19 protein-coding genes are annotated in these 17,802 nt (G+C 71.5%); 8 read left to right on the forward strand and 11 right to left on the reverse strand.

The features are described from left to right. Positions 1–173: 173 nt before the first annotated feature. From ABZV93_RS20165 to ABZV93_RS20180, 4 genes are all read right to left on the reverse strand, one after another. The gene (locus ABZV93_RS20165) at positions 174–503 is read right to left on the reverse strand and encodes a thioredoxin family protein (RefSeq protein WP_354938260.1); all 330 of its coding nucleotides are present in this window, start codon (positions 501–503) and stop codon (positions 174–176) included. Between the two features lie 43 nt (positions 504–546). Beyond that, positions 547–1,323: a zf-HC2 domain-containing protein gene (locus ABZV93_RS20170; RefSeq protein WP_354938263.1), complete on the reverse strand. Its 777-nt coding sequence runs from the start codon at positions 1,321–1,323 to the stop codon at positions 547–549. Then, complete coding sequence (locus ABZV93_RS20175; RefSeq protein WP_354938858.1) at positions 1,320–1,868, reverse strand: sigma-70 family RNA polymerase sigma factor; 549 nt, start codon at positions 1,866–1,868, stop codon at positions 1,320–1,322. The genes ABZV93_RS20170 and ABZV93_RS20175 overlap by 4 nt, the downstream gene beginning before the upstream one ends. A gap of 71 nt (positions 1,869–1,939) precedes the next feature. Further along, the gene (locus ABZV93_RS20180) at positions 1,940–2,209 is read right to left on the reverse strand and encodes a MoaD/ThiS family protein (RefSeq protein ID WP_354938266.1); all 270 of its coding nucleotides are present in this window, start codon (positions 2,207–2,209) and stop codon (positions 1,940–1,942) included. A gap of 85 nt (positions 2,210–2,294) precedes the next feature. Between ABZV93_RS20180 and ABZV93_RS20185 the strand changes: the two genes are divergently transcribed. Beyond that, positions 2,295–3,059 (forward strand): response regulator transcription factor, encoded by a 765-nt coding sequence (locus ABZV93_RS20185; RefSeq protein ID WP_354938269.1) that lies wholly within the window; start codon positions 2,295–2,297, stop codon positions 3,057–3,059. 106 nt (positions 3,060–3,165) lie between these two features. Here the strand turns inward: ABZV93_RS20185 and ABZV93_RS20190 are convergent, their stop codons facing one another. Further along, a complete protein-coding gene (locus ABZV93_RS20190) occupies positions 3,166–4,230 on the reverse strand; it encodes an LLM class flavin-dependent oxidoreductase (RefSeq protein WP_354938272.1) in 1,065 nt (354 codons plus the stop codon). A 180-nt stretch (positions 4,231–4,410) separates the two neighbouring features. After that, positions 4,411–6,297, reverse strand: coding sequence for a 5'-nucleotidase C-terminal domain-containing protein (locus ABZV93_RS20195; protein ID WP_354938275.1), 1,887 nt, complete (start codon positions 6,295–6,297; stop codon positions 4,411–4,413). Positions 6,298–6,436: 139 nt separating this feature from the next. Between ABZV93_RS20195 and mshD the strand changes: the two genes are divergently transcribed. The 3 genes from mshD to ABZV93_RS20210 all read left to right on the forward strand — a co-directional run bounded on the left by mshD (position 6,437) and on the right by ABZV93_RS20210 (position 10,594). Next, entirely contained in the window at positions 6,437–7,474 is a 1,038-nt protein-coding gene (mshD, locus tag ABZV93_RS20200) for a mycothiol synthase (RefSeq protein ID WP_354938278.1), read from the forward strand. Positions 7,475–7,505: 31 nt separating this feature from the next. Continuing rightward, the gene (locus ABZV93_RS20205; protein ID WP_354938860.1) at positions 7,506–9,635 is read left to right on the forward strand and encodes an RNA degradosome polyphosphate kinase; all 2,130 of its coding nucleotides are present in this window, start codon (positions 7,506–7,508) and stop codon (positions 9,633–9,635) included. A gap of 65 nt (positions 9,636–9,700) precedes the next feature. Then, positions 9,701–10,594, forward strand: coding sequence for an NUDIX hydrolase (locus ABZV93_RS20210; protein WP_354938281.1), 894 nt, complete (start codon positions 9,701–9,703; stop codon positions 10,592–10,594). Positions 10,595–10,603: 9 nt separating this feature from the next. On the opposite strand, the gene ABZV93_RS20215 is transcribed toward ABZV93_RS20210, so the two are convergent. Then, positions 10,604–11,035, reverse strand: coding sequence for a VOC family protein (locus tag ABZV93_RS20215; RefSeq protein ID WP_354938284.1), 432 nt, complete (start codon positions 11,033–11,035; stop codon positions 10,604–10,606). Positions 11,036–11,402: 367 nt separating this feature from the next. Between ABZV93_RS20215 and pstS the strand changes: the two genes are divergently transcribed. The 4 genes from pstS to pstB are packed head-to-tail and all read left to right on the forward strand — an operon-like array spanning position 11,403 to position 15,225. Beyond that, positions 11,403–12,518 carry a phosphate ABC transporter substrate-binding protein PstS gene (gene pstS, locus ABZV93_RS20220; protein WP_354938287.1) on the forward strand — a complete coding sequence of 372 codons (1,116 nt, stop codon included), beginning with the start codon at positions 11,403–11,405 and terminating at the stop codon, positions 12,516–12,518. An 8-nt stretch (positions 12,519–12,526) separates the two neighbouring features. Beyond that, positions 12,527–13,516 carry a phosphate ABC transporter permease subunit PstC gene (gene pstC / locus ABZV93_RS20225; RefSeq protein ID WP_354938290.1) on the forward strand — a complete coding sequence of 330 codons (990 nt, stop codon included), beginning with the start codon at positions 12,527–12,529 and terminating at the stop codon, positions 13,514–13,516. Then, positions 13,513–14,427, forward strand: coding sequence for a phosphate ABC transporter permease PstA (pstA, locus tag ABZV93_RS20230; protein WP_354938293.1), 915 nt, complete (start codon positions 13,513–13,515; stop codon positions 14,425–14,427). Before pstC ends, pstA begins: the two co-directional genes overlap by 4 nt. Positions 14,428–14,448: 21 nt before the next feature. Continuing rightward, complete coding sequence (pstB, locus tag ABZV93_RS20235) at positions 14,449–15,225, forward strand: phosphate ABC transporter ATP-binding protein PstB (protein ID WP_354938296.1); 777 nt, start codon at positions 14,449–14,451, stop codon at positions 15,223–15,225. A gap of 34 nt (positions 15,226–15,259) precedes the next feature. Here pstB and ABZV93_RS20240 read toward each other — a convergent pair whose 3' ends face one another. The 4 genes from ABZV93_RS20240 to ABZV93_RS20255 form a co-directional block, all read right to left on the reverse strand. Then, positions 15,260–16,255 carry an inorganic phosphate transporter gene (locus tag ABZV93_RS20240; protein ID WP_354938299.1) on the reverse strand — a complete coding sequence of 332 codons (996 nt, stop codon included), beginning with the start codon at positions 16,253–16,255 and terminating at the stop codon, positions 15,260–15,262. A gap of 44 nt (positions 16,256–16,299) precedes the next feature. Further along, positions 16,300–16,917, reverse strand: coding sequence for a DUF47 family protein (locus tag ABZV93_RS20245; RefSeq protein ID WP_354938302.1), 618 nt, complete (start codon positions 16,915–16,917; stop codon positions 16,300–16,302). Between the two features lie 172 nt (positions 16,918–17,089). Beyond that, on the reverse strand, positions 17,090–17,416 hold the full coding sequence (locus tag ABZV93_RS20250) for a DUF202 domain-containing protein (RefSeq protein WP_354938305.1): 327 nt from the start codon (positions 17,414–17,416) through the stop codon (positions 17,090–17,092). A gap of 2 nt (positions 17,417–17,418) precedes the next feature. After that, positions 17,419–17,757, reverse strand: a complete 339-nt coding sequence (locus tag ABZV93_RS20255) for a DUF202 domain-containing protein (RefSeq protein ID WP_354938308.1) — start codon at positions 17,755–17,757, stop codon at positions 17,419–17,421. Positions 17,758–17,802: the final 45 nt, after the last annotated feature.

Consider the following 17,802-nt stretch of genomic DNA (forward strand, 5'->3'; position numbering starts at 1 on the left):
CTCCCATCGGGGATCGCCCGGATCCGCCCGACACCCGCTGTTCCACACGCGCGTTCCTACCCGGATGGAACGCCCGTAGGCGTGGCCTTTCGGCCCGAATCCGGCCCGAACGGAGCAGACACGAAGGGGGCTACGGGAGCGGCGCGGTCAGGACGCAGGCGCGCAGAACGCCGTCAGACCGAATTCGCGGACGCCGCCCGCTCCACGGCCGCCACCACCTGCGGGCGGCGCGGCACACCGCTCGCCCGGGTGACGACCCGGCCGTCGGCGGTCAGCACCAGGACGGTCGGCGTGCTCCGGACGTCCAGCCGGCGGACCAGCTCCAGGTGGGACTCCGCGTCGAGTTCGACGTGGGCCACGCCCGGCTCGGTCTCGGCCACGGCCCGCAGCACGTGCCGGGTCGCCCGGCAGGGCGCGCAGAACGCGGTCGAGAACTGCACGAGGGTCGCCCGGGCGCCGAGCGGGACACCCAGCACGCCCGCGTCCAGCCGATCGTCGTCCACCCGTGCAGCGTACGAGGTTCGCCCGCCGTCGATCAGCTTCGGCTCAGCCGTCGATGGTGAGCAGCGGCCGCTCGCCGGTGGCCTTGATCTCGATCCTGACCACCTCGTTCGCGGGTACGGCGATGCCGCCGCTCCACCGCACGCCGTCGCGGTAGGCGACCCGCCAGCTTCCGCCGTCCCAGCGCCGCCCGGACCGGTCATACACCGTCAGCGAGCACACCTGGCCCTGCTGCACGCCGTGCAGCACGATGTCGACCCTGGTGCCCCATGGAACGCCGTTCATCGTGGCCGTCCCGTCGACGGCGAGCGTGGCGTTCGTCCCCGACCAGCGCACCGGCGGCGCGGTCGAGTGACCGGTGGGAGCGGGGCTCGGGGTGGGCGTGGACCCGGCGACCGGCGGGCCGGACGGGGCAAGCGCCTGCCCGACCGCCCAGCCGCCACCGCCGGCGACCGCCACGGTCACCGCGGCCGCCGCGAGCGCCACGGCCAGCCGCCGGCGGCGTTCGCGCGCGCGTTCTGCCCGGACCCGCGCCAGCAGCCGCCGCAGACCCAGCTCGTCGGTATCGGGGGCGGAGCTCGACGAGTCCGCGGACTCCCCGGGCCCCTCCGGCAGTGCTTCACCGACGGTCGCGGCCTCCTCCGCACCGACCAGTCCGAGCAGCGCGGGCAGGCCGGCCAGGTCGTCGTACGCCGCACGGCACTCGGCACAGTCGGCCAGGTGGGCGTCGACCGCGGCAGCCTCGGCCGCGTCCAGCGCTCCGAGCACGTGCGCACCGATCGCGGCGCGCACCTCCGCACAGGTGGGGGCCCTCTCGCTCACAGCGCCACCTCCGCGGTGAGGCCGCGCTCCTCCAGCAGCAGCCGCAGCTGGCGCAGGGCGTAGTAGGTGCGGCTCTTGACCGTCCCCGGCGGTACGCCGAGCCGCCGGGACGCCTCGGCGACGGAGTGGCCGCGGTAGTAGACCTCCACCAGAACCTGCCGGTGGTGCGGCGGGAGCTCGGCCAGCACCTCCATGACCTCCCATGCCACCATCGCCCGGTCGAGGTCCTCCTCGCCGGTGGGTACGACGTCCAGCGCCTCCTCGCCCACCTCGGGCGGTCGCGCCCGGCGGGCCCGGTCCCCGTCGAAGACCAGGTTGCGGGCCACCGTCACCAGCCACGCCCGCGCCGGGCCCCGCGCGGGGTCGAGCGCCTCGGGATGCCGCCAGGCTCGCAGCAGCGTCTCCTGTACGACGTCCTCGGCCCGCTGCCGGTCGCCGCGGACCAGCCGCAGGACGTAGCCGAACAGAGCTCGCCCGTGCTCGGCGTACAGCCGTCGGACCAGCTCCTCGTCAGCGGTCGCGCCCCTCGGCGCCGCCGCACCCATGCCCTGGACACGGCGCGCGGGACGAGGTGGTTCATCCATCGAGCAACCCAGTCATTGCGGCAGACCCGTCCTCAGCCACCAGCGAACGGCGGAAGCAGCTCGATCCGGGCACCCTCGGCCAGGCGTACGGTCGCCGGGTCGCGGCCGCCCACGGGGTCGCCGTCGACCAGCACCGAGCACATGGCCAGCACCCGCGCGAACCTCGGCCGATCGCCGTGCCGTGACCGGGCTTCGGCGAGAACGTCGGCGAGCGTGCCCGCCTGCACCTGTTCCTCGGCCAGCCCGGCAGCCTCTTTCGCGGCCGCCCAGTAGCGCACCGTCACCGTCATCGGGGAAGACACGTGGGATATCCTGCCTGCAACCGGCGGACCTGGGCGACAGCGCCGTCCCGAGTGCCAGGTCCCCACTGACCAGGGGAGACGTCCGGTGAGCACAATCATCCTGCTCACGAACGCCCTTCAGCCGTCGGCGGAGATCGTTCCGGCACTCGGCCTGCTCGCGCACCACGTGCGCGTCGCACCTGCCGAGGCGAGCGCACTCTTGGACGTAGGCCCGGCTGACGCGGTGCTCGTGGACGCGCGAAGCGACCTGGTGCAGGCCCGCAGCCTGACCAGAATCATCCGGACCACCGGCATCGGCGTTCCGCTGCTGGTGGTCGTCACCGAGGGCGGCCTGGCCGCCGTGAACGCCGACTGGGGCCTGGACGACGTCCTGGTCCACAACGCCGGCCCGGCCGAGGTGGACGCCCGGCTGCGGGTGGCGATCGGCAAGCTCGCCCTGCACGCCGCCGAGGACGAGCACCCCAACGTCATCCGGCGCGGCGAACTCGTCATCGACGAGGACACCTACACCTCCCGGCTCGCCGGGCGCACGCTCGACCTCACGTTCAAGGAGTTCGAGCTGGTGAAGTTCCTCGCCCAGCACCCGGGCCGGGTGTTCACCCGGCAGCAACTGCTGCAGGAGGTGTGGGGATACGACTACTTCGGCGGCACCCGCACCGTCGACGTGCACGTACGCCGGCTGCGCGCCAAGCTCGGCTCGGAGTACGAAGCCCTGATCGGCACGGTCCGCAACGTCGGTTACCGCTTCGTCTCACCGCCTGTCACCCCCGTGCCCGAGGACGACGACGACTCGTCCGGCTCGTCCCGGGTACCCGACGACGCGCGGTCGCTCACCGGCGAGGCTTCGTAACCGACGCACGACCTGACTTCGACACGACAGGTGGCCCGGGCGCAGATCCGCCCGGGCCACCTGTCGTTCGTACGTCGGTCGCCCTCCGGTCGCCCTCCGGTCGCCCTCAGTGGCGAAGCAGGGGCAGCAGCTGGTCTCCCTGGCGCCTGATCTCCGGCAGGTAGGGAGTGTCGGAGAGTACGAAGTGGGAGATGCCGAGGCTCTCGTACTTCCGCAGTGACTTCGCCACGTCCTCGGCCGAACCGACCAGCCAGGTGGTGCCCGCTCCACCGCCGCCGTACCGCCCGGGCGTGGTGTAGAGGTTGTCGTCCAGCACCTCGCCCCGCGCGTGCAGGTCGAGCAGCCGCTGTTGCCCGACGGCACCCCGCCAGTTGGGATGCCGCGACCCGGCCACACTGCCCTTCGCCATCTCCGCGACCTTGGCCTCCGCGTCCGCCCACGCCTCGGCGGTGGTGTCCCGGACCAGGGTGGTGATCCGCAGCCCGAACTCCAGCGGCGGGTGCTCGCGTCCCAGCTTCGCGGCCAGGTCCTTCAGCCGCTCGATGCGTTCCCGGACCCCGTCCAGCGGCTCGCCCCAGAAGAGCTGGACGTCGGCCTCGGTGGCGGCGACCTTCTCGGCGGCCTCGGACGCGCCGCCGAAGTAGAGCCGGGGGTGCCTGCGGTCGCCGCGGACGACCGGCCGGGACGCCAGCGTGGAGTCGGTGACGTCGAAGTGTTCGCCGTGGTAGGTGACGTTCTCCTCGGTCCACAGCCGACGCACGATCTGCAGGAACTCCCTGGTGCGGGCGTAGCGGGCGGCCTGGTCGCCCTCGCTGTCGCCGTACGCCGCCAGGTCGTCCTGGCCGGACACGACGTTGACGAGCACCCGTCCGCCGCTGAGGTGGTCCAGGGTGGCAGCGGCGGAGGCGAAGTTCGCCGGCCGCCAGTAGCCGGGGCGGATCGCGATCAGCGGCCGGAACGTCGTCGTCCGCGCGGCCAGGGCGGTGGCGACCGTGAAGGTGTCCGGCCGGCCCCACCCGGTGCCGAGGAGCGCGCCGTCCCAGCCGTGGTCCTCCAGGGCCCGGGCGTGGCTGGTCAGGGTGTCCAGGCTGTTGTGGCCCTCGACCACGGCGTCACCACGGTGACCGGGCTGGACCTGGTTCGGGATGTACCACAGGAACTCGGGGCTCATGCGCCAAACCATACCTAATAAGTAGGCATTGTAGAGATTGATGCGGAAGAGCTCCCGAAGAGCGGCGGGGGGGGGGGGGGGGGGGGGGGGGCCCCCCCCCCCCCCCCGCCGAGTGCGCCGTACACCAGTACGCCGTACGCCAGTTCGCCGTACCCCAGTTCACCGTACGACGTCCGGCCGTCAGTTGGTGGCGGTGATCCGGCCCTCGCCACCGACCGGGTAGTCGGCCGCGCGGACCTTCCCCGACAGCCCTTCCTCGAGGTAGCCGCGCAGCGCGCCCTGGTAGGTCGTGCCGACCGGGGTGAAGTCCAGGCCCTTCAGCGGGTAGGCGTCCCCGCCGCGGGCGGAGAAGTCGTTCGTCGCCACCGGCACCGGTGCGCCGTCGACCACCTGGCCGTCCCGGACCAGCACGGTCCCGTCGTCGAGTACGACGTCGCGCACCCGCTCGCCCGGGGTGAGGATCTCCCCGGTCGACTCGTTCACCACCTGCGCCTGCCGGCTCACGTCGTAGGTGAACGCCAGCCCGGACACCTGGATGAACGCGCCCGCCGGCGAGGGCGCCGCGGCGACCCCGCGCTCGAGGAGCTGGCGCAGCGTGTCGCGAGGCACCTCGGGTACGACCGCGACGAAGTTGGCGAACGGCGCGACGTCGTAGGTGTCCAGCGCGGTCACCGGACCGGCCGGGATCACCGCGTCGTTGCGCAGGCCGCCGCCGTTCTGGATGCCGACCACCGGTGCGGGTACGCCGTACTCCGCGGCCTTCTGCGCGCCCGCCCACACCAGTGCGTCGGCCACCAGGTCACCGAGGTTGGTCTCCTTGCTGCGCACGTCGGCCCGGACGCCGTTCAGCGGCACCTCACTGTCGGCGACGACAGTCTCCCGCAGGGACGCCAGGTGGCTCTCGACGGGCACCTCGACGTTGGTGCGGGTCCAGGCGTCCTTCGCCACCGCGTCGGCCCCGGCGCCGGAGACCCGGACCGGGCGGCTGCGCTGGTCGTCGGCGCCGAGCAGCCGGCCCGCGCGGTCGAAGCGCAGGACGAGCTGCCCGACGTACTTGTAGTTGCCGGTCGTGGTGGCGACCGGCACCTGCCGGCCGTCGGCGTCGGTCGCCCACAGCGGGTAGCCGCGTTCGGCCCGGTCACCGGGGATCAGCCGGTCGCCGGGGTCGGCCAGAATCTCCCCGCCGCCGGCACCGAGCACGACGTCGATGTCGCGCAGCTGCGGTACCAGCGCGAGCTCGTTGTCGATGTCCTGCAGGTGGCTGACCAGGATGATCTTGTCCACACCCTGCCGGGTGAGCGCGCTCGCCGCGTCGTTGGCGATCCGCGCCAGTTCGGTGCGGACCCGGACGTTGCGCGGGCTGGAGATGGTGGGCAGCTCCGGCGTGGTCAGGCCGATCACGCCGATGCGTTCGCCGCGCTCGCGGATCACCGTACTGGCGCGGATGACGCCCTGGTCGGCGTACTTGGCCAGCGCGGGTTCGCCGCTCACGTCCAGGTTGGCCGAGACGAACGGGAACGAGCCGCCGGTTTCCTGCACGCTGGCCACGAAGTCGGCGAACACGTCAGGTCCGAAGTCGAACTCGTGGTTGCCGATCCCCGACGCGTCCAGGCCGAGCCGGCTGAGGGCGAGGGCGTCGTAGAACGGCACACCGCGCTCGATGCTGGCCGAGAACTCCGGGCCGGCGAGGTAGTTGTCGCCCCCGGAGATCGACACCACGGCGCGCGTGCCGCCCTGGGCCGGGCGCCCGGTCTCCGCCTCCCGCCGCAGCTGCCGCCACAGGGTGGTGTAGCGGGCGGCGCCGCCGTAGGCGCGGGTCTCGTCCGGCTCGATCGTGCCGTCGCCGTCGGTGTCGCCGTCGACGCCGAGGAGCTGGGACTCGTCGTCGTTGGTGTGCAGGACGGTCAGGGTGAGGTCGGTACGCGGCCCGCTGTCGGCCGCGGCGGGGCCCGCGCCGACCGTGCCCACCAGCCCGGCCGCGACCGCGCCGAGTCCCAGCACGCCGGCCGCGCCCAGCGCGACGGTGCGCCGGAACGCCGACCTGCGCGATGGCATGTCCTGTGTCATGCGCGCTCCTTGCTCTCGCCCCCGAGGGGCGGACAGGTCCGGCTCGAGGCGGGCCGGACAATGCTTGCCTGCGATACCTCACCGCGCGGTCGCCGGATCGCCGCGGCGGACGTCGGTGGGTGACCCGTACGGTAGCGGTGTGGGTACCTCGCCGGGTGGAATCAAGATCACCGGTCGCCTCTCCGCGGCCGAACGTGCGGCGGTCGACGCCCTGGTCGAGGCCGCCGCGGCCGAGGACGGTGTACGCGCCCTCGACGAACGCGCGACCCTGCTCCTCGGCGTGCCCGACGCCACCTGCCACCTGCTGGCCCTTGGCGGAGACGGGAACGGGGACGACGAGGTGGGCGACGTGGCGGGGTACGCCCACCTGGACCTTCCGGCGGTCACGGCCGACGAGCCCGCCGACGGCGCTCCGGCGCAGGCGGCCACCGCCGACCTGGTGGTCCGGCCCGACCACCGTGGCCGTGGCGTCGGCCGGGCACTGGCCGACGCACTGGTCACCGAGGCGGGCCCGGTGCCGGTGCAGGTGTGGGCACACGGCCCGCACCCGGGTGCCGCCCGGCTGGCCGCGGCGACCGGGTTCACCGCCGACCGGGCGCTGGCCTGGATGCGCCGGCCGCTGAACGGACCGGACGCCCGGCCGCTTCCGGACATCGCGCCGCCGGCCGGCATCACGATCCGCACCTTCGTACCCGGCCGCGACGAGCAGGCCTGGCTGGCGGTCAACGCGGCCGCGTTCGCCGCCCACCCCGAGCAGGGCCGCTGGACCCGCGCCGATCTCGACGCCCGGGTCGGCGCGGACTGGTTCGATCCGGAGGGCTTCTTCGTCGCCGAGCGCGACGGTGAACTGGTCGGCTTCCACTGGACGAAGGTGCACACCGGCCAGGTACGCGGAGGCGAGCCCGGCCCGGCGGGTGAGATCTACGTGCTCGGCGTGGCTCCGCACGCCCAGGGCGGCGGGCTGGCCAAGGCGCTGGCGGTGGCCGGTCTGGCGTACCTGCGCGACCGTGGCCTGCCGACCGTGATGCTGTACGTCGAGGACGGCAACCGCGCCGCGGTCGGCCTCTACGAGAAGCTCGGCTTCACCCGGGCCGCCACAGACGTGATGTACCACCACGAACCGGTCGGTCGGTTGAGATCGTCGCTACCGCTTGTCCACGCCACGGTGAAACGATGACGGGGTGAGCACCCAGATCGCGCGCCCCGAAATCACCGAGTACGACGTCGAACCCCCGTACGACGTGACCGAGGGCGACCTGCCCGACGACCGGTTCCTCGACCGGGAGCTGTCCTGGCTGCACTTCAACACCCGGGTGCTCGAGCTCGCCGAGGACCCCCAGATGCCACTGCTGGAACGCGTGCGGTTCCTCGCGATCTTCGCCAACAACCTGGACGAGTTCTTCATGGTCCGGGTCGCCGGCCTCAAGCGCCGGATGGCCGCGGGCGTCGCCGTGCGGGCCGCCTCCGGGCTGCTGCCGAAGGAGGTGCTGGAGAGCATCTGGGCGCGCACCCGGGAGCTGATGGTGCGGCACGCGGACGCGTTCCACGACCGGGTGCTGCCGGAGCTGGTCGCGCAGGGCATCGAGGTGCAGCGCTGGGACGACCTGGACGAGGACGCCCGCAAGCGCATGCACGAACTGTTCGGCGCCCGGGTCTTCCCGGTGCTCACGCCGCTCGCGGTCGACCCGGCGCACCCGTTCCCGTACATCTCCGGGCTGTCCCTCAACCTCGCGGTCGTCGTGCGCAACCCGCAGACCGGCGGCGAGCACTTCGCCCGGGTGAAGGTGCCGCAGATCCTGCCCCGGTTCGTTCCGGTGGACAAGCAGCGCTACGTCCCGCTGGAGGACGTCATCGCCGCGCACCTGGACCAGCTGTTCCCCGGCATGGAGATCCTCCAGCACCACTCGTTCCGGGTCACCCGCAACGAGGACCTCGAGGTGGAGGAGGACGACGCGGAGAACCTCCTGCAGGCGCTGGAGCGGGAGCTGCTGCGCCGCCGGTTCGGGCCGCCGGTGCGGCTGGAGGTGGAGGCGTCCATCGACCCGCACGTCCTCGACCTGCTGGTGTCCGAGCTCGGCGTCAGCGAGGAGGAGGTGTGCCGGCTGGCCGGGCCGCTGGACCTGTCCGGCCTGTCCGCGATCGCCGACCTGGACCGCGCCGACCTGAAGTTCCCCGCGTTCGTGCCGGTGACCCACCGGGACCTCGCCGAGGTGGAGAGCTCGCACCCGCCGGACGTGTTCTCCGCCGTACGCCAGCGGGAGGTGTTGCTGCACCACCCGTACGACTCGTTCTCCACCAGCGTGCAGCGGTTCATCGAGCAGGCCGCCGCCGACCCGCACGTGCTGGCGATCAAGCAGACCCTCTACCGCACCAACGAGGAGTCGCCGATCGTCGACGCGCTGATCGACGCCGCCGAGGCCGGCAAGCAGGTGCTGGTCGTGGTGGAGATCAAGGCCCGGTTCGACGAGGAGGCCAACATCCGCTGGGCCCGGCAGTTGGAGCAGTCCGGCTGTCACGTCGTCTACGGCCTGATCGGGCTGAAGACCCACTGCAAGCTGGCGCTCGTCGTCCGCGAGGAACCGGACGGGCTGCGCCGCTACGCCCACATCGGCACCGGCAACTACAACCCCAAGACCGCCCGGCTGTACGAGGACCTCGGGCTGCTCAGCAGCGACCCCGTGCTGGCCGCCGACCTGAGCGCGTTGTTCAACACGTTGTCGGGGTACGCCCGGACCACGGAGTACGACCGGCTGCTGGTCGCGCCGCGCTCGGTGCGTACGTCTCTGATCGAACGCATCCACCGGGAGGTGGCCCACCACCGGGCCGGCCGGCCCGCGTGCATCAGGTGGAAGGTCAACGCGCTGGTCGACGAGGCGGTGATCGACGCGCTGTACGAGGCGTCCCGGGCCGGTGTCCCGATCGACCTGTGGATCCGCGGGATCTGCGCGTTGCGGCCCGGGGTGCCCGGCCTGTCCGAGACGATCCGCGTCCGCAGCGTGCTCGGCCGGTTCCTGGAGCACTCCCGGATCTTCTGGTTCGCCAACGGCGGCGACACCGACGTGTGGATCGGGTCCGCGGACATGATGCACCGCAACCTCGACCGCCGGGTGGAGGCGCTCGCCCAGATCCGCCAGGACGACCACGTGACCGAGCTGACCAAGCTGCTCGACCTGGCCTTCGACGACCGCACCTCGTCGTGGCACCTCGCCGCCGACGGCGACTGGATCCGCCACCACCTCGACGCCGAGGGCGCACCGCTGCGCGACCTGCAGCAGCACCTGATCTCGGTCAAGCTGCGCCACCGGATGAAGGTGGCCGCGGGGCAGGGGGTGGCATGAGCCGCCCGGCGGGGGACGCGGTGGTCGGCGCGACAGTCGGCTCGGCAGGCGAGGGGCGCTGATCCGTGGCCCCGGGGAGGACCGAACCCAGGGACCGGGTGGTCGAGGCCGCCGGTGCGGTGGTGTGGCGGCCGTCGGCGTACGAACGCGCCGAGGTGCTGCTGGTGCACCGGCCGAAGTACGACGACTGGTCCTTCCCCAAGGGCAAGCTCGAGCCGGGCGAACGCGCGCCGGCCGCGGCGGTCCGCGAGGTCGCCGAGGAGACCGGCATCTCGGTGGCGCTGGGGCCGCCGATGCCTCCCGTGCGCTACCCGCTGGCCGGCGGGGCGGTGAAGGTGGTGCGTTACTGGCAGGCCGTGCCCCTCGACGAGGGGGACTTCACGCCCGGCCACGAGGTCGACCGGCGGGTCTGGCTGCGGATCGGCGAGGCCGCCCGCCAGCTCACCCACCCCCGGGACCGTTCGCTGCTCACCACCCTGACGCCGCGGACGACCCGGCCGCTGGTGCTCGTCCGGCACGGCTCGTCGCTGCCCCGGTGCGGCTGGACCGGCGACGACCTGGAACGCCCGCTCAGCGACGAGGGCCGCACCCAGGCCGCCGAACTCGTCGGGACGCTCGCGGCGTACGCCATCACCCGGGTGGTGAGCTCACCCGCCCGGCGGTGTGTGGAGACCGTGCTGCCGTACGCCACCGCCGCCGGGGTTCGGATCGAGCTCGAGCCCGCGTTCGCCGAGGGGGCCGACCCGGAGCTGGTCCGGGAGCAGGCGATGCGCCTGCTGGACGCGCCGGAGCCGACTGCCGTGTGCTCCCACCGACCGACGCTTCCGGACCTGTGGGCGGGTCTGGGCGTGACCCCGATGCCGCTGCAGACCGGCGAGGCGGTCGTACTCCACCTCGCCGGCCGTAGTCCCGTGGCGGTCGAACGCCACCCACCAGCCGAACCCCTCTCGGGTCGCTGAGGAAAGCGGTCAGGCGCGCTCGACGACGTAGAGATGGTTGGCGTCGGGGTCGCGCAGGCCGAACATCGGCGGCACGCCGGGCCAGCGCAGCACCTCGGGGTCGACGTCCACACCGTGCTCACGCAGGTACGCATGGTCGGCGCCGGCGTCCGCCGTGGCCAGCCGGATGCCGGTGTCCACCCCGGCGGGCGCCTCGTCCCGAGCGCTGACCAGGGCGATCGTCGTACCCCCTGCCGGGCCCTCGGATGACGGAGCCACCTCCACCCAGCGCTGCCCCGGGCCGAACGAGCCGTCCATGGTCACCTCGAACCCGCACGTACCCACATAGAACGCCAGAGCGCGGTCGTGGTCGGCCACCGGCACCGCCACCGTCGCCACCCCGGTCACCCGGACGCCCGCGACCGCCTGCTCCCCGACGTGCTGGTTCACTCGCTCGTTCATCCTGGTCTCCTGCCGTCCGTGCTGTCGGATACTCGTGGTGTCGGAACCAGGACCGGCCGGCCCGGCCGAACTCATCGGCGCGACGAACCCCCGACCCACCAGACGAGCCCACGATCCCGGCTCCAGCCCACGGAATGCCCGCGAACCGGACCTTCGGGCATGACCACGGCAAAACGTCCGCAACCCGGCGAGAAGTGACACAGCGTGCGTGTTCACGTGACGTCCGCCACAGCGTCGAGCGGTCTTGGTGTCGCGGTTCGGCGACGTTCACTCCCCGTTCATGTAGGCCCGTCCAGCACGTCACCTGGCCTCCCTACCGTCCTGGGAGACAAGGGATTTCCGTGAGATCGAAGGGCTGGGAAACGACGTGAAGCACACCCGATTCGCCGCGCTCGCATTCGCGGCACTCGGTGGCGCTGTGGCGCTGGCCGGCTGCGGGAGCGACCCGACGCCGGCGGCAGGCAGCAAGGGCGCCGAGCCGACCAAGAGCGGGTCGTGCCCCTCCGGCACCCTCAACGCGGAGGGCTCCTCGGCGCAGAAGAACGCGATCGAGCAGGCCATCGCCGACTACCAGACGAAGTGCGCCGACGTCACGATCAACTACAACCCGACGGGCTCCGGCGCGGGCATCAAGCAGTTCAACGCCGGCCAGGTCGACTTCGCCGGCTCGGACTCCGCGCTGAAGACGGAGCCGAAGGACGGCGTGGTCGAGGCCGACGCCGCCAAGAAGCGGTGCCAGAACAACCCCGCCTGGAACATCCCGATGGCGGTCGGCCCGATCGCCATCGCCTACAACGTGCAGGGTGTCGGCAACCTGGTGCTCGACGGCCCCACGGCGGCCAAGATCTTCAACGGCACCATCAAGACGTGGAACGACCCGGCGATCGCCAAGCTCAACAAGGGCGCCAAGCTGCCGAACGCGAAGATCGTGGTCTTCTACCGGTCGGACGAGTCGGGTACGACGGAGAACTTCACGAAGTACCTCCAGGCCAGCTCCGGCGGCGCGTGGAAGACCGAGCCCGCCAAGAGCTGGGAAGGCACCGGCTCGGGCAAGAACAAGTCCGCCGGCGTGGCCTCGGGCGTCAAGGCCACCCCCAACTCGATCACCTACGTCGAGTGGTCCTACGCACGTGACAACAAGCTCGCCATGGCGAGCATCGACAGCGGCTCCGGCCCGGTGAAGCTGACCGGTGAGTCGGCGGGCAAGGCCGTCGCCGCGGCGAAGCCGGACGGCCAGGGCAACGACCTGCGGCTGAAGCTGGACTACGCCACCAAGGCCAAGGGCGCCTACCCGATCGTCCTGGTCACCTACGAGATCGTCTGCTCCAAGGGTCTGGACGCCTCGAAGGCCGGGCTGGTGAAGGGCTTCCTCACCGACTACTCCAGCAAGCAGACCCAGACCGGGCTCGCCGACCTCGGCTACGCGCCGCTGCCCGAGCAGGTGCGCACCAAGGTCGAGACCGCGGTCAAGGCGATCCGCTGACGACATCGATGAGCTCGAACAGTTCCCGCCAGGAACTCCTCGACAGTCGGCCCCGGGGCTTGGACCTGGGGCCGACCGGCCGTGGTGGTGACCGGCTGTTCTCCGGTCTCGCCCGGGGCTCCGGTCTCGCCGTCATCGCGCTGGTCGTCTTCGTCGCCGCGTTCCTGCTCTGGCTCGCCGTACCCGCCCTGAAGGACAACCAGGCCAACTTCCTGTTCTCCCGGACGTGGCAGCCGGGGCTGACCCCGCCGAAGTTCGGGATCGTCGACCTGCTGTGGACGACGGTGCTGGCCTCGGCGTTCGCGCTGCTGCTGGCCGTGCCGGTCGCCCTCGGGGTGGCGTTGTTCCTCACCCACTACGCGCCGGCCCGGCTGGCCCGGCCGATCACCTACGTGGTCGACCTGCTGGCCGCCGTACCCTCGATCATCTTCGGGCTCTGGGGGATCACCGAGCTGGCACCCAAACTTGCACCGGCCGGGAACTTCCTGTCTCGCCACAACCTCGGGATCCCGTTCCTGAAGCCCGGCATCCCCGACACCGGGACGGTGTTCGTCGCCGGCGTCGTGCTGGCGATCATGATCCTGCCGATCATCGCCGCGTTCACCCGGGAGGTGTTCGCACAGACCCCCGCGGAGAACCGGGAGGCCGCGCTCGCCCTGGGCGCGACGAAGTGGGAGATGATCCGGCTGACCGTCCTGCCGTACGGCCGGTCGGGAATGGTCAGCGCCGCCATGCTCGGCCTGGGCCGGGCGCTCGGCGAGACCATCGCGATCATGATCATCCTGTCCACGCCGAGCCCGGGCGCGCCGTTCAGCGCGAGCCTGTTCGCCGGCGGCGAGACGTTCGCCAGCAAGATCGCCAACAACGCGGCGGAGTTCGACTCCCCCAGCAAGACCGGCGCCTACATCGCCGCCGGCCTGGTGCTGTTCGTACTCACGTTCGCGGTCAACGCGCTGGCCCGCCTCGTCCTGCTGCACACCGGAAGGAAGCACTCGTGAGTGCGCTCAGCTCGGCCCGCCCGGCCGGGTCCCACGTCGACCTGACCGGCAAGCGGTCCAGGGGCCGCGCCGTCCGCAACGTGGTGGCGACGGTGCTGGTCGCGGCCTGCTTCGCGCTGGCGCTGGTACCGCTGGTGTGGATCCTGTGGACGGTCGCGAGCAAGGGCTTCCACCTCCTGCTCGACCCCAACTGGTGGGGCCAGTCCCAGCGCGGGATCACCTCCCGCACGGCCGGCGGCGGCGCCTACCACGCGATCATGGGCTCGCTGATCACCGCGGTCATGTGTGCGCTGGTCTCGGTGCCGATCGGCGTGTTCGGCGCGATCTACCTGGTGGAGTACGGCCGGGGCGGACCGCTCGCCCGCGCCGTGAGCTTCATGGTGGACATCCTCACCGGCATCCCGTCCATCGTCGCGGCGCTGTTCATCTACGCGCTGTGGGTGACGTTGTTCGGCTTCGGCCGGGTCGGGTTCGCGGTCAGCCTGTCGCTGGTCCTGCTGATGGTGCCGACCGTGCTGCGCCTCACCGAGGAGGTGCTGCGGCTGGTGCCGAACGAGTTGCGCGAGGCCTCCGCCGCGCTCGGCGTGCCCCGGTGGAAGACGATCCTGAAGGTCGTCGTCCCGACGGCCTTCAGCGGCATCGTCACCGGCGTGATGCTCGGCCTGGCCCGGATCATGGGCGAGACCGCGCCGCTGCTGATCCTCGGTCCCTACACCAGCGGGATCAACTTCAACCCGTTCGCGGGGAACATGGCCGCCCTGCCCACGATGATCAACCAGGACCGTACGGAGTCCCTCCAGCCGGCCGTGGACCGCACCTGGGCCGCGGCCCTGACGCTGGTCCTGCTGGTACTGGTCCTCAACCTTCTCGCGCGAGCCGTCGCCCGGTTCAGCGCCGTACGCAAGCGTTAGAAAGCAGAGGAAGAAGACACCATGGCGAAACGAATCGATGTCTCCGGCCTCGACATCTACTACGGCGCGTTCAAGGCGGTCGAGGGCGTCAACATGACGGTCGAGCCGCGCAACGTCACCGCGTTCATCGGCCCGTCCGGGTGCGGGAAGTCGACCATGCTGCGCACCCTCAACCGGATGCACGAGGTGGTGCCCGGCGCCCGGGTCGAGGGCAAGGTCATGCTGGACGACCAGGACCTCTACGGATCCGACGTCGACCCGGTGGCGGTGCGCCGCGTGGTCGGCATGGTCTTCCAGCGGCCCAACCCGTTCCCCACGATGTCGATCTACGACAACGTCGCCGCCGGCCTCAAGCTGAACGGCGTACGCCAGAAGAGCGTGCTGGACGAGGCGGTGGAGCGCTCCCTGAAGGGCGCGAACCTGTGGAAGGAAGTCCACGACCGGCTCAACCGGCCCGGCGGCTCACTGTCCGGCGGTCAGCAGCAGCGGCTGTGCATCGCCCGGGCGATCGCCGTCGAGCCGCAGGTGCTGCTGATGGACGAGCCGTGCTCGGCGCTGGACCCGATCTCCACGCTGGCGATCGAGGACCTCATCTCCCAGCTGAAGGAACGCTTCACGATCGTCATCGTGACGCACAACATGCAGCAGGCGGCCCGGGTGTCCGACGCCACGGCGTTCTTCAACCTGTCCGGTCAGGGCAAGCCGGGGCACCTGATCGAGATGGACAGTACGCAGAAGATCTTCTCCAACCCGTCCGAGCAGGCCACCGAGGCCTACATCACCGGGCGGTTCGGCTGATCGCCGTACGTACCCCGGTCAGCCGGCGAGCCGATCAGGGCAGGAAGAGCCGGGCCGCGTAGTAGACGACGGCGGCGACCGCCGCTGCCGCCGGGATGGTGAGCACCCAGGCGGTGACGATGTTGCCGGCCACGCCCCAGCGCACCGCCGACAGCCGCTGCGTGGAGCCGACGCCCATGATCGCCGCGCTCACCGTGTGGGTGGTCGAGACCGGGGCGTGGAAGCCGATCGCCATCACGTAGAGCACCGCCGAGGCCGTGCTGTCCGCCGCGATGCCGCGGGCAGGGTCGAGCTTGATCACCCGGCGGCCCAGGGTGCGCATGATCCGCCAGCCGCCGGAGTACGTACCGAGCGCGATCGCGGTGGCCGCGGCCAGCTTCACCCACAGCGGGACGTCGGACCCGGTGTGCAGGCCGGCGGTGACCAGCGCGAGCACGATGACGCCCATCGTCTTCTGGGCGTCCTGCAGGCCGTGCCCGAACGCCATCGCCGCCGCCGACACCGACTGCCCCGCGCGGAAGCCGCGGTTGGCCCGGCTCGGGTTCGCCTTCCGGAAGATCCACAGCAGGCTGAGCATGACGACGTAGGCGAGGCAGAACCCGATCAGCGGCGACAGCACCATCGGCAGCAGGACCTTCTTGCCGATCGTCGCCCAGTGCACCGAGGCCGACGCCGCCAGACCGGCGCCGATCAGCCCGCCGATCAGGGCGTGCGAGGAGGAGGAGGGCAGGCCGAGCCACCAGGTCAGGAGGTTCCAGCTGATCGCGCCGACCAGGCCGGACAGGACGACCGTCATGCCGTGCGCGTCGGTCTCCGGGGTGATGATGCCGCTGCCGATCGTCTCGGCCACGCCTTCGGAGATCAGCGCGCCGGCGAGGTTCATCACGGCGGCCAGCGCCAGCGCGGTGCGCGGGGTCAGCGCTCGGGTGGACACCGACGACGCGATCGCGTTCGCCGCGTCGTGGAAACCGTTGGTGTAGTCGAACGCCAGGGCGATCAGGACGACCGCGGCGACGAGGGCGAGCTCCATCTATCCTCCAGACCCCGGGCGGGAGCCCGCGCGTACCCGCGTACTCACGACTCCTTGACCGCGATCTGCTCGACCGTGTTGGCGACCTTCTCGAACGCGTCGACGGCGAGCTCGACGAGCTCGATCACGTCCTTGAGCTTCAGCACGGTCAACGCGTCGTAGGCACCGCTGAACAGCTTGGCGAGCATCTGCCGGTGGATCTGGTCACCGAGGTTCTCCAGCCGGTTGACCTCGATCCAGTACTCCTCCAGGTCGCGCATCGTACGCAGCCGGGGCATGGCCTCGGCGGTGAGCGCGGCGGCCCGCTGGAGCACCTCGACCTGCTGCTCGAGTCCCTCCGGCAGCTGTTCGAGCTCGTAGAGGACGATCGAGTCGACCGCCGCCTCCATGTAGTCCATGACGTCGTCCAGGCCGGCGGCGAGGCGGTAGATGTCCTCGCGGTCGAACGGCGTGACGAAGGTGCTGTTGACCCGGCGGATGATCTCGTGGGTGGCCTCGTCGGCCCGGTGCTCGGCGTCCTTCATCAGCCGGGCACTGGCCTGCCGGTCGGCATCGTGGGCGAGCAACTCGGCGAACAGTCGGGCGCCGTCGACCAGGATGCTGGCGGACTTGGCGAAGAGGTCGTAGAACGTCGTGTCCACCGGAGTGAATCGGAAGCGCACGGCGAAACTCCTGTCGAACAGTCCCCGTCGGCGAGCAGGCCAGGGTAATGCTAGGGCGTTACGTCTGGTCGCGGCTCGGCGGCGGGTAGGGGGTGGGTCGACGGGCAGGTCGAAGACCTGGCACCGGGGCGGTCGGTCAGTGGTCGGTCAGCTGTGGGTTCAGCTTGGGGGGTCAGCTGTGGGTGAGCACCGCCAGCAGGTCGAGGATCCCCACGCCCACGAACACCACGACGGCTACGACAGTGAACATGCCCCGGGTGAGCAGGGCCGCAGTGGGTCCGGCCCACTGACCGCGGTATGCACGATTCGTGACGAGCCACGCCGCAAGAGTGACAGAAAGTACGCACAATCCGGCTACTTCGGCCCACGCGCCGCACGCCGGACCGCTGCGCACCAACAGCGCACCGTTGACCGCCAGGACCAGTGAGGTGCGGTTCCAGGCCAGGGCCGTTCGCTCGAGCTGGCCCTCCCGGGAGGGGAGCCGCGCCGGCATGCTCATCGTCAGCGCTGCCCGAACGCGACCAGGTAGATCGCCAGGCCGGTCACCACGAAGACCGTGAACGCCAGCCCGAGGGGCATCAGCGTGGCCGGAAGCGGCGCTCCCCTGCGCATCGCGGCGGCCGTGCGCCGCCACCGGACATAGGCCCCGAGCGTGGTGGCAATGCCCCCGGCCGCGAGCACCAGGCCGAACAGCCGCCGCAGCCACGCCGGCTCCACCGAGGTCAGGAACTGGACCGCGGCCACCCCGGCCGCTCCCAGTGCGAGGCCGGTCCGCAGGTAGGCGAGGAAGGTGCGCTCGTTGGCCAGGCTGAAGCGATAGTCGGGTTCGGTGCCACCCATGATCACGCTCCGTTGATCTTGCCATCGTGCCGCCGACAACGCGGC

The sequence above is a fragment of the Actinopolymorpha sp. NPDC004070 genome (assembly GCF_040610475.1).
Lineage (GTDB): Bacteria > Actinomycetota > Actinomycetes > Propionibacteriales > Actinopolymorphaceae > Actinopolymorpha.

Excerpts from the sequence above, each read along its gene's own strand:
- ABZV93_RS20240 (WP_354938299.1), bottom strand. The coding sequence starts at position 16,255 with ATGGAGCTCGCCCTCGTCGCCGCGGTCGTCCTGATCGCCCTGGCGTTC.
- pstC (WP_354938290.1), top strand. The coding sequence starts at position 12,527 with ATGAGCTCGAACAGTTCCCGCCAGGAACTCCTCGACAGTCGGCCCCGG.
- pstB (WP_354938296.1), top strand. The coding sequence starts at position 14,449 with ATGGCGAAACGAATCGATGTCTCCGGCCTCGACATCTACTACGGCGCG.
- ABZV93_RS20255 (WP_354938308.1), bottom strand. The coding sequence starts at position 17,757 with ATGGGTGGCACCGAACCCGACTATCGCTTCAGCCTGGCCAACGAGCGC.
- ABZV93_RS20195 (WP_354938275.1), bottom strand. The coding sequence starts at position 6,297 with ATGACACAGGACATGCCATCGCGCAGGTCGGCGTTCCGGCGCACCGTC.
- ABZV93_RS20215 (WP_354938284.1), bottom strand. The coding sequence starts at position 11,035 with ATGAACGAGCGAGTGAACCAGCACGTCGGGGAGCAGGCGGTCGCGGGC.
- ABZV93_RS20190 (WP_354938272.1), bottom strand. The coding sequence starts at position 4,230 with ATGAGCCCCGAGTTCCTGTGGTACATCCCGAACCAGGTCCAGCCCGGT.
- ABZV93_RS20175 (WP_354938858.1), bottom strand. The coding sequence starts at position 1,868 with ATGGGTGCGGCGGCGCCGAGGGGCGCGACCGCTGACGAGGAGCTGGTC.
- ABZV93_RS20250 (WP_354938305.1), bottom strand. The coding sequence starts at position 17,416 with ATGAGCATGCCGGCGCGGCTCCCCTCCCGGGAGGGCCAGCTCGAGCGA.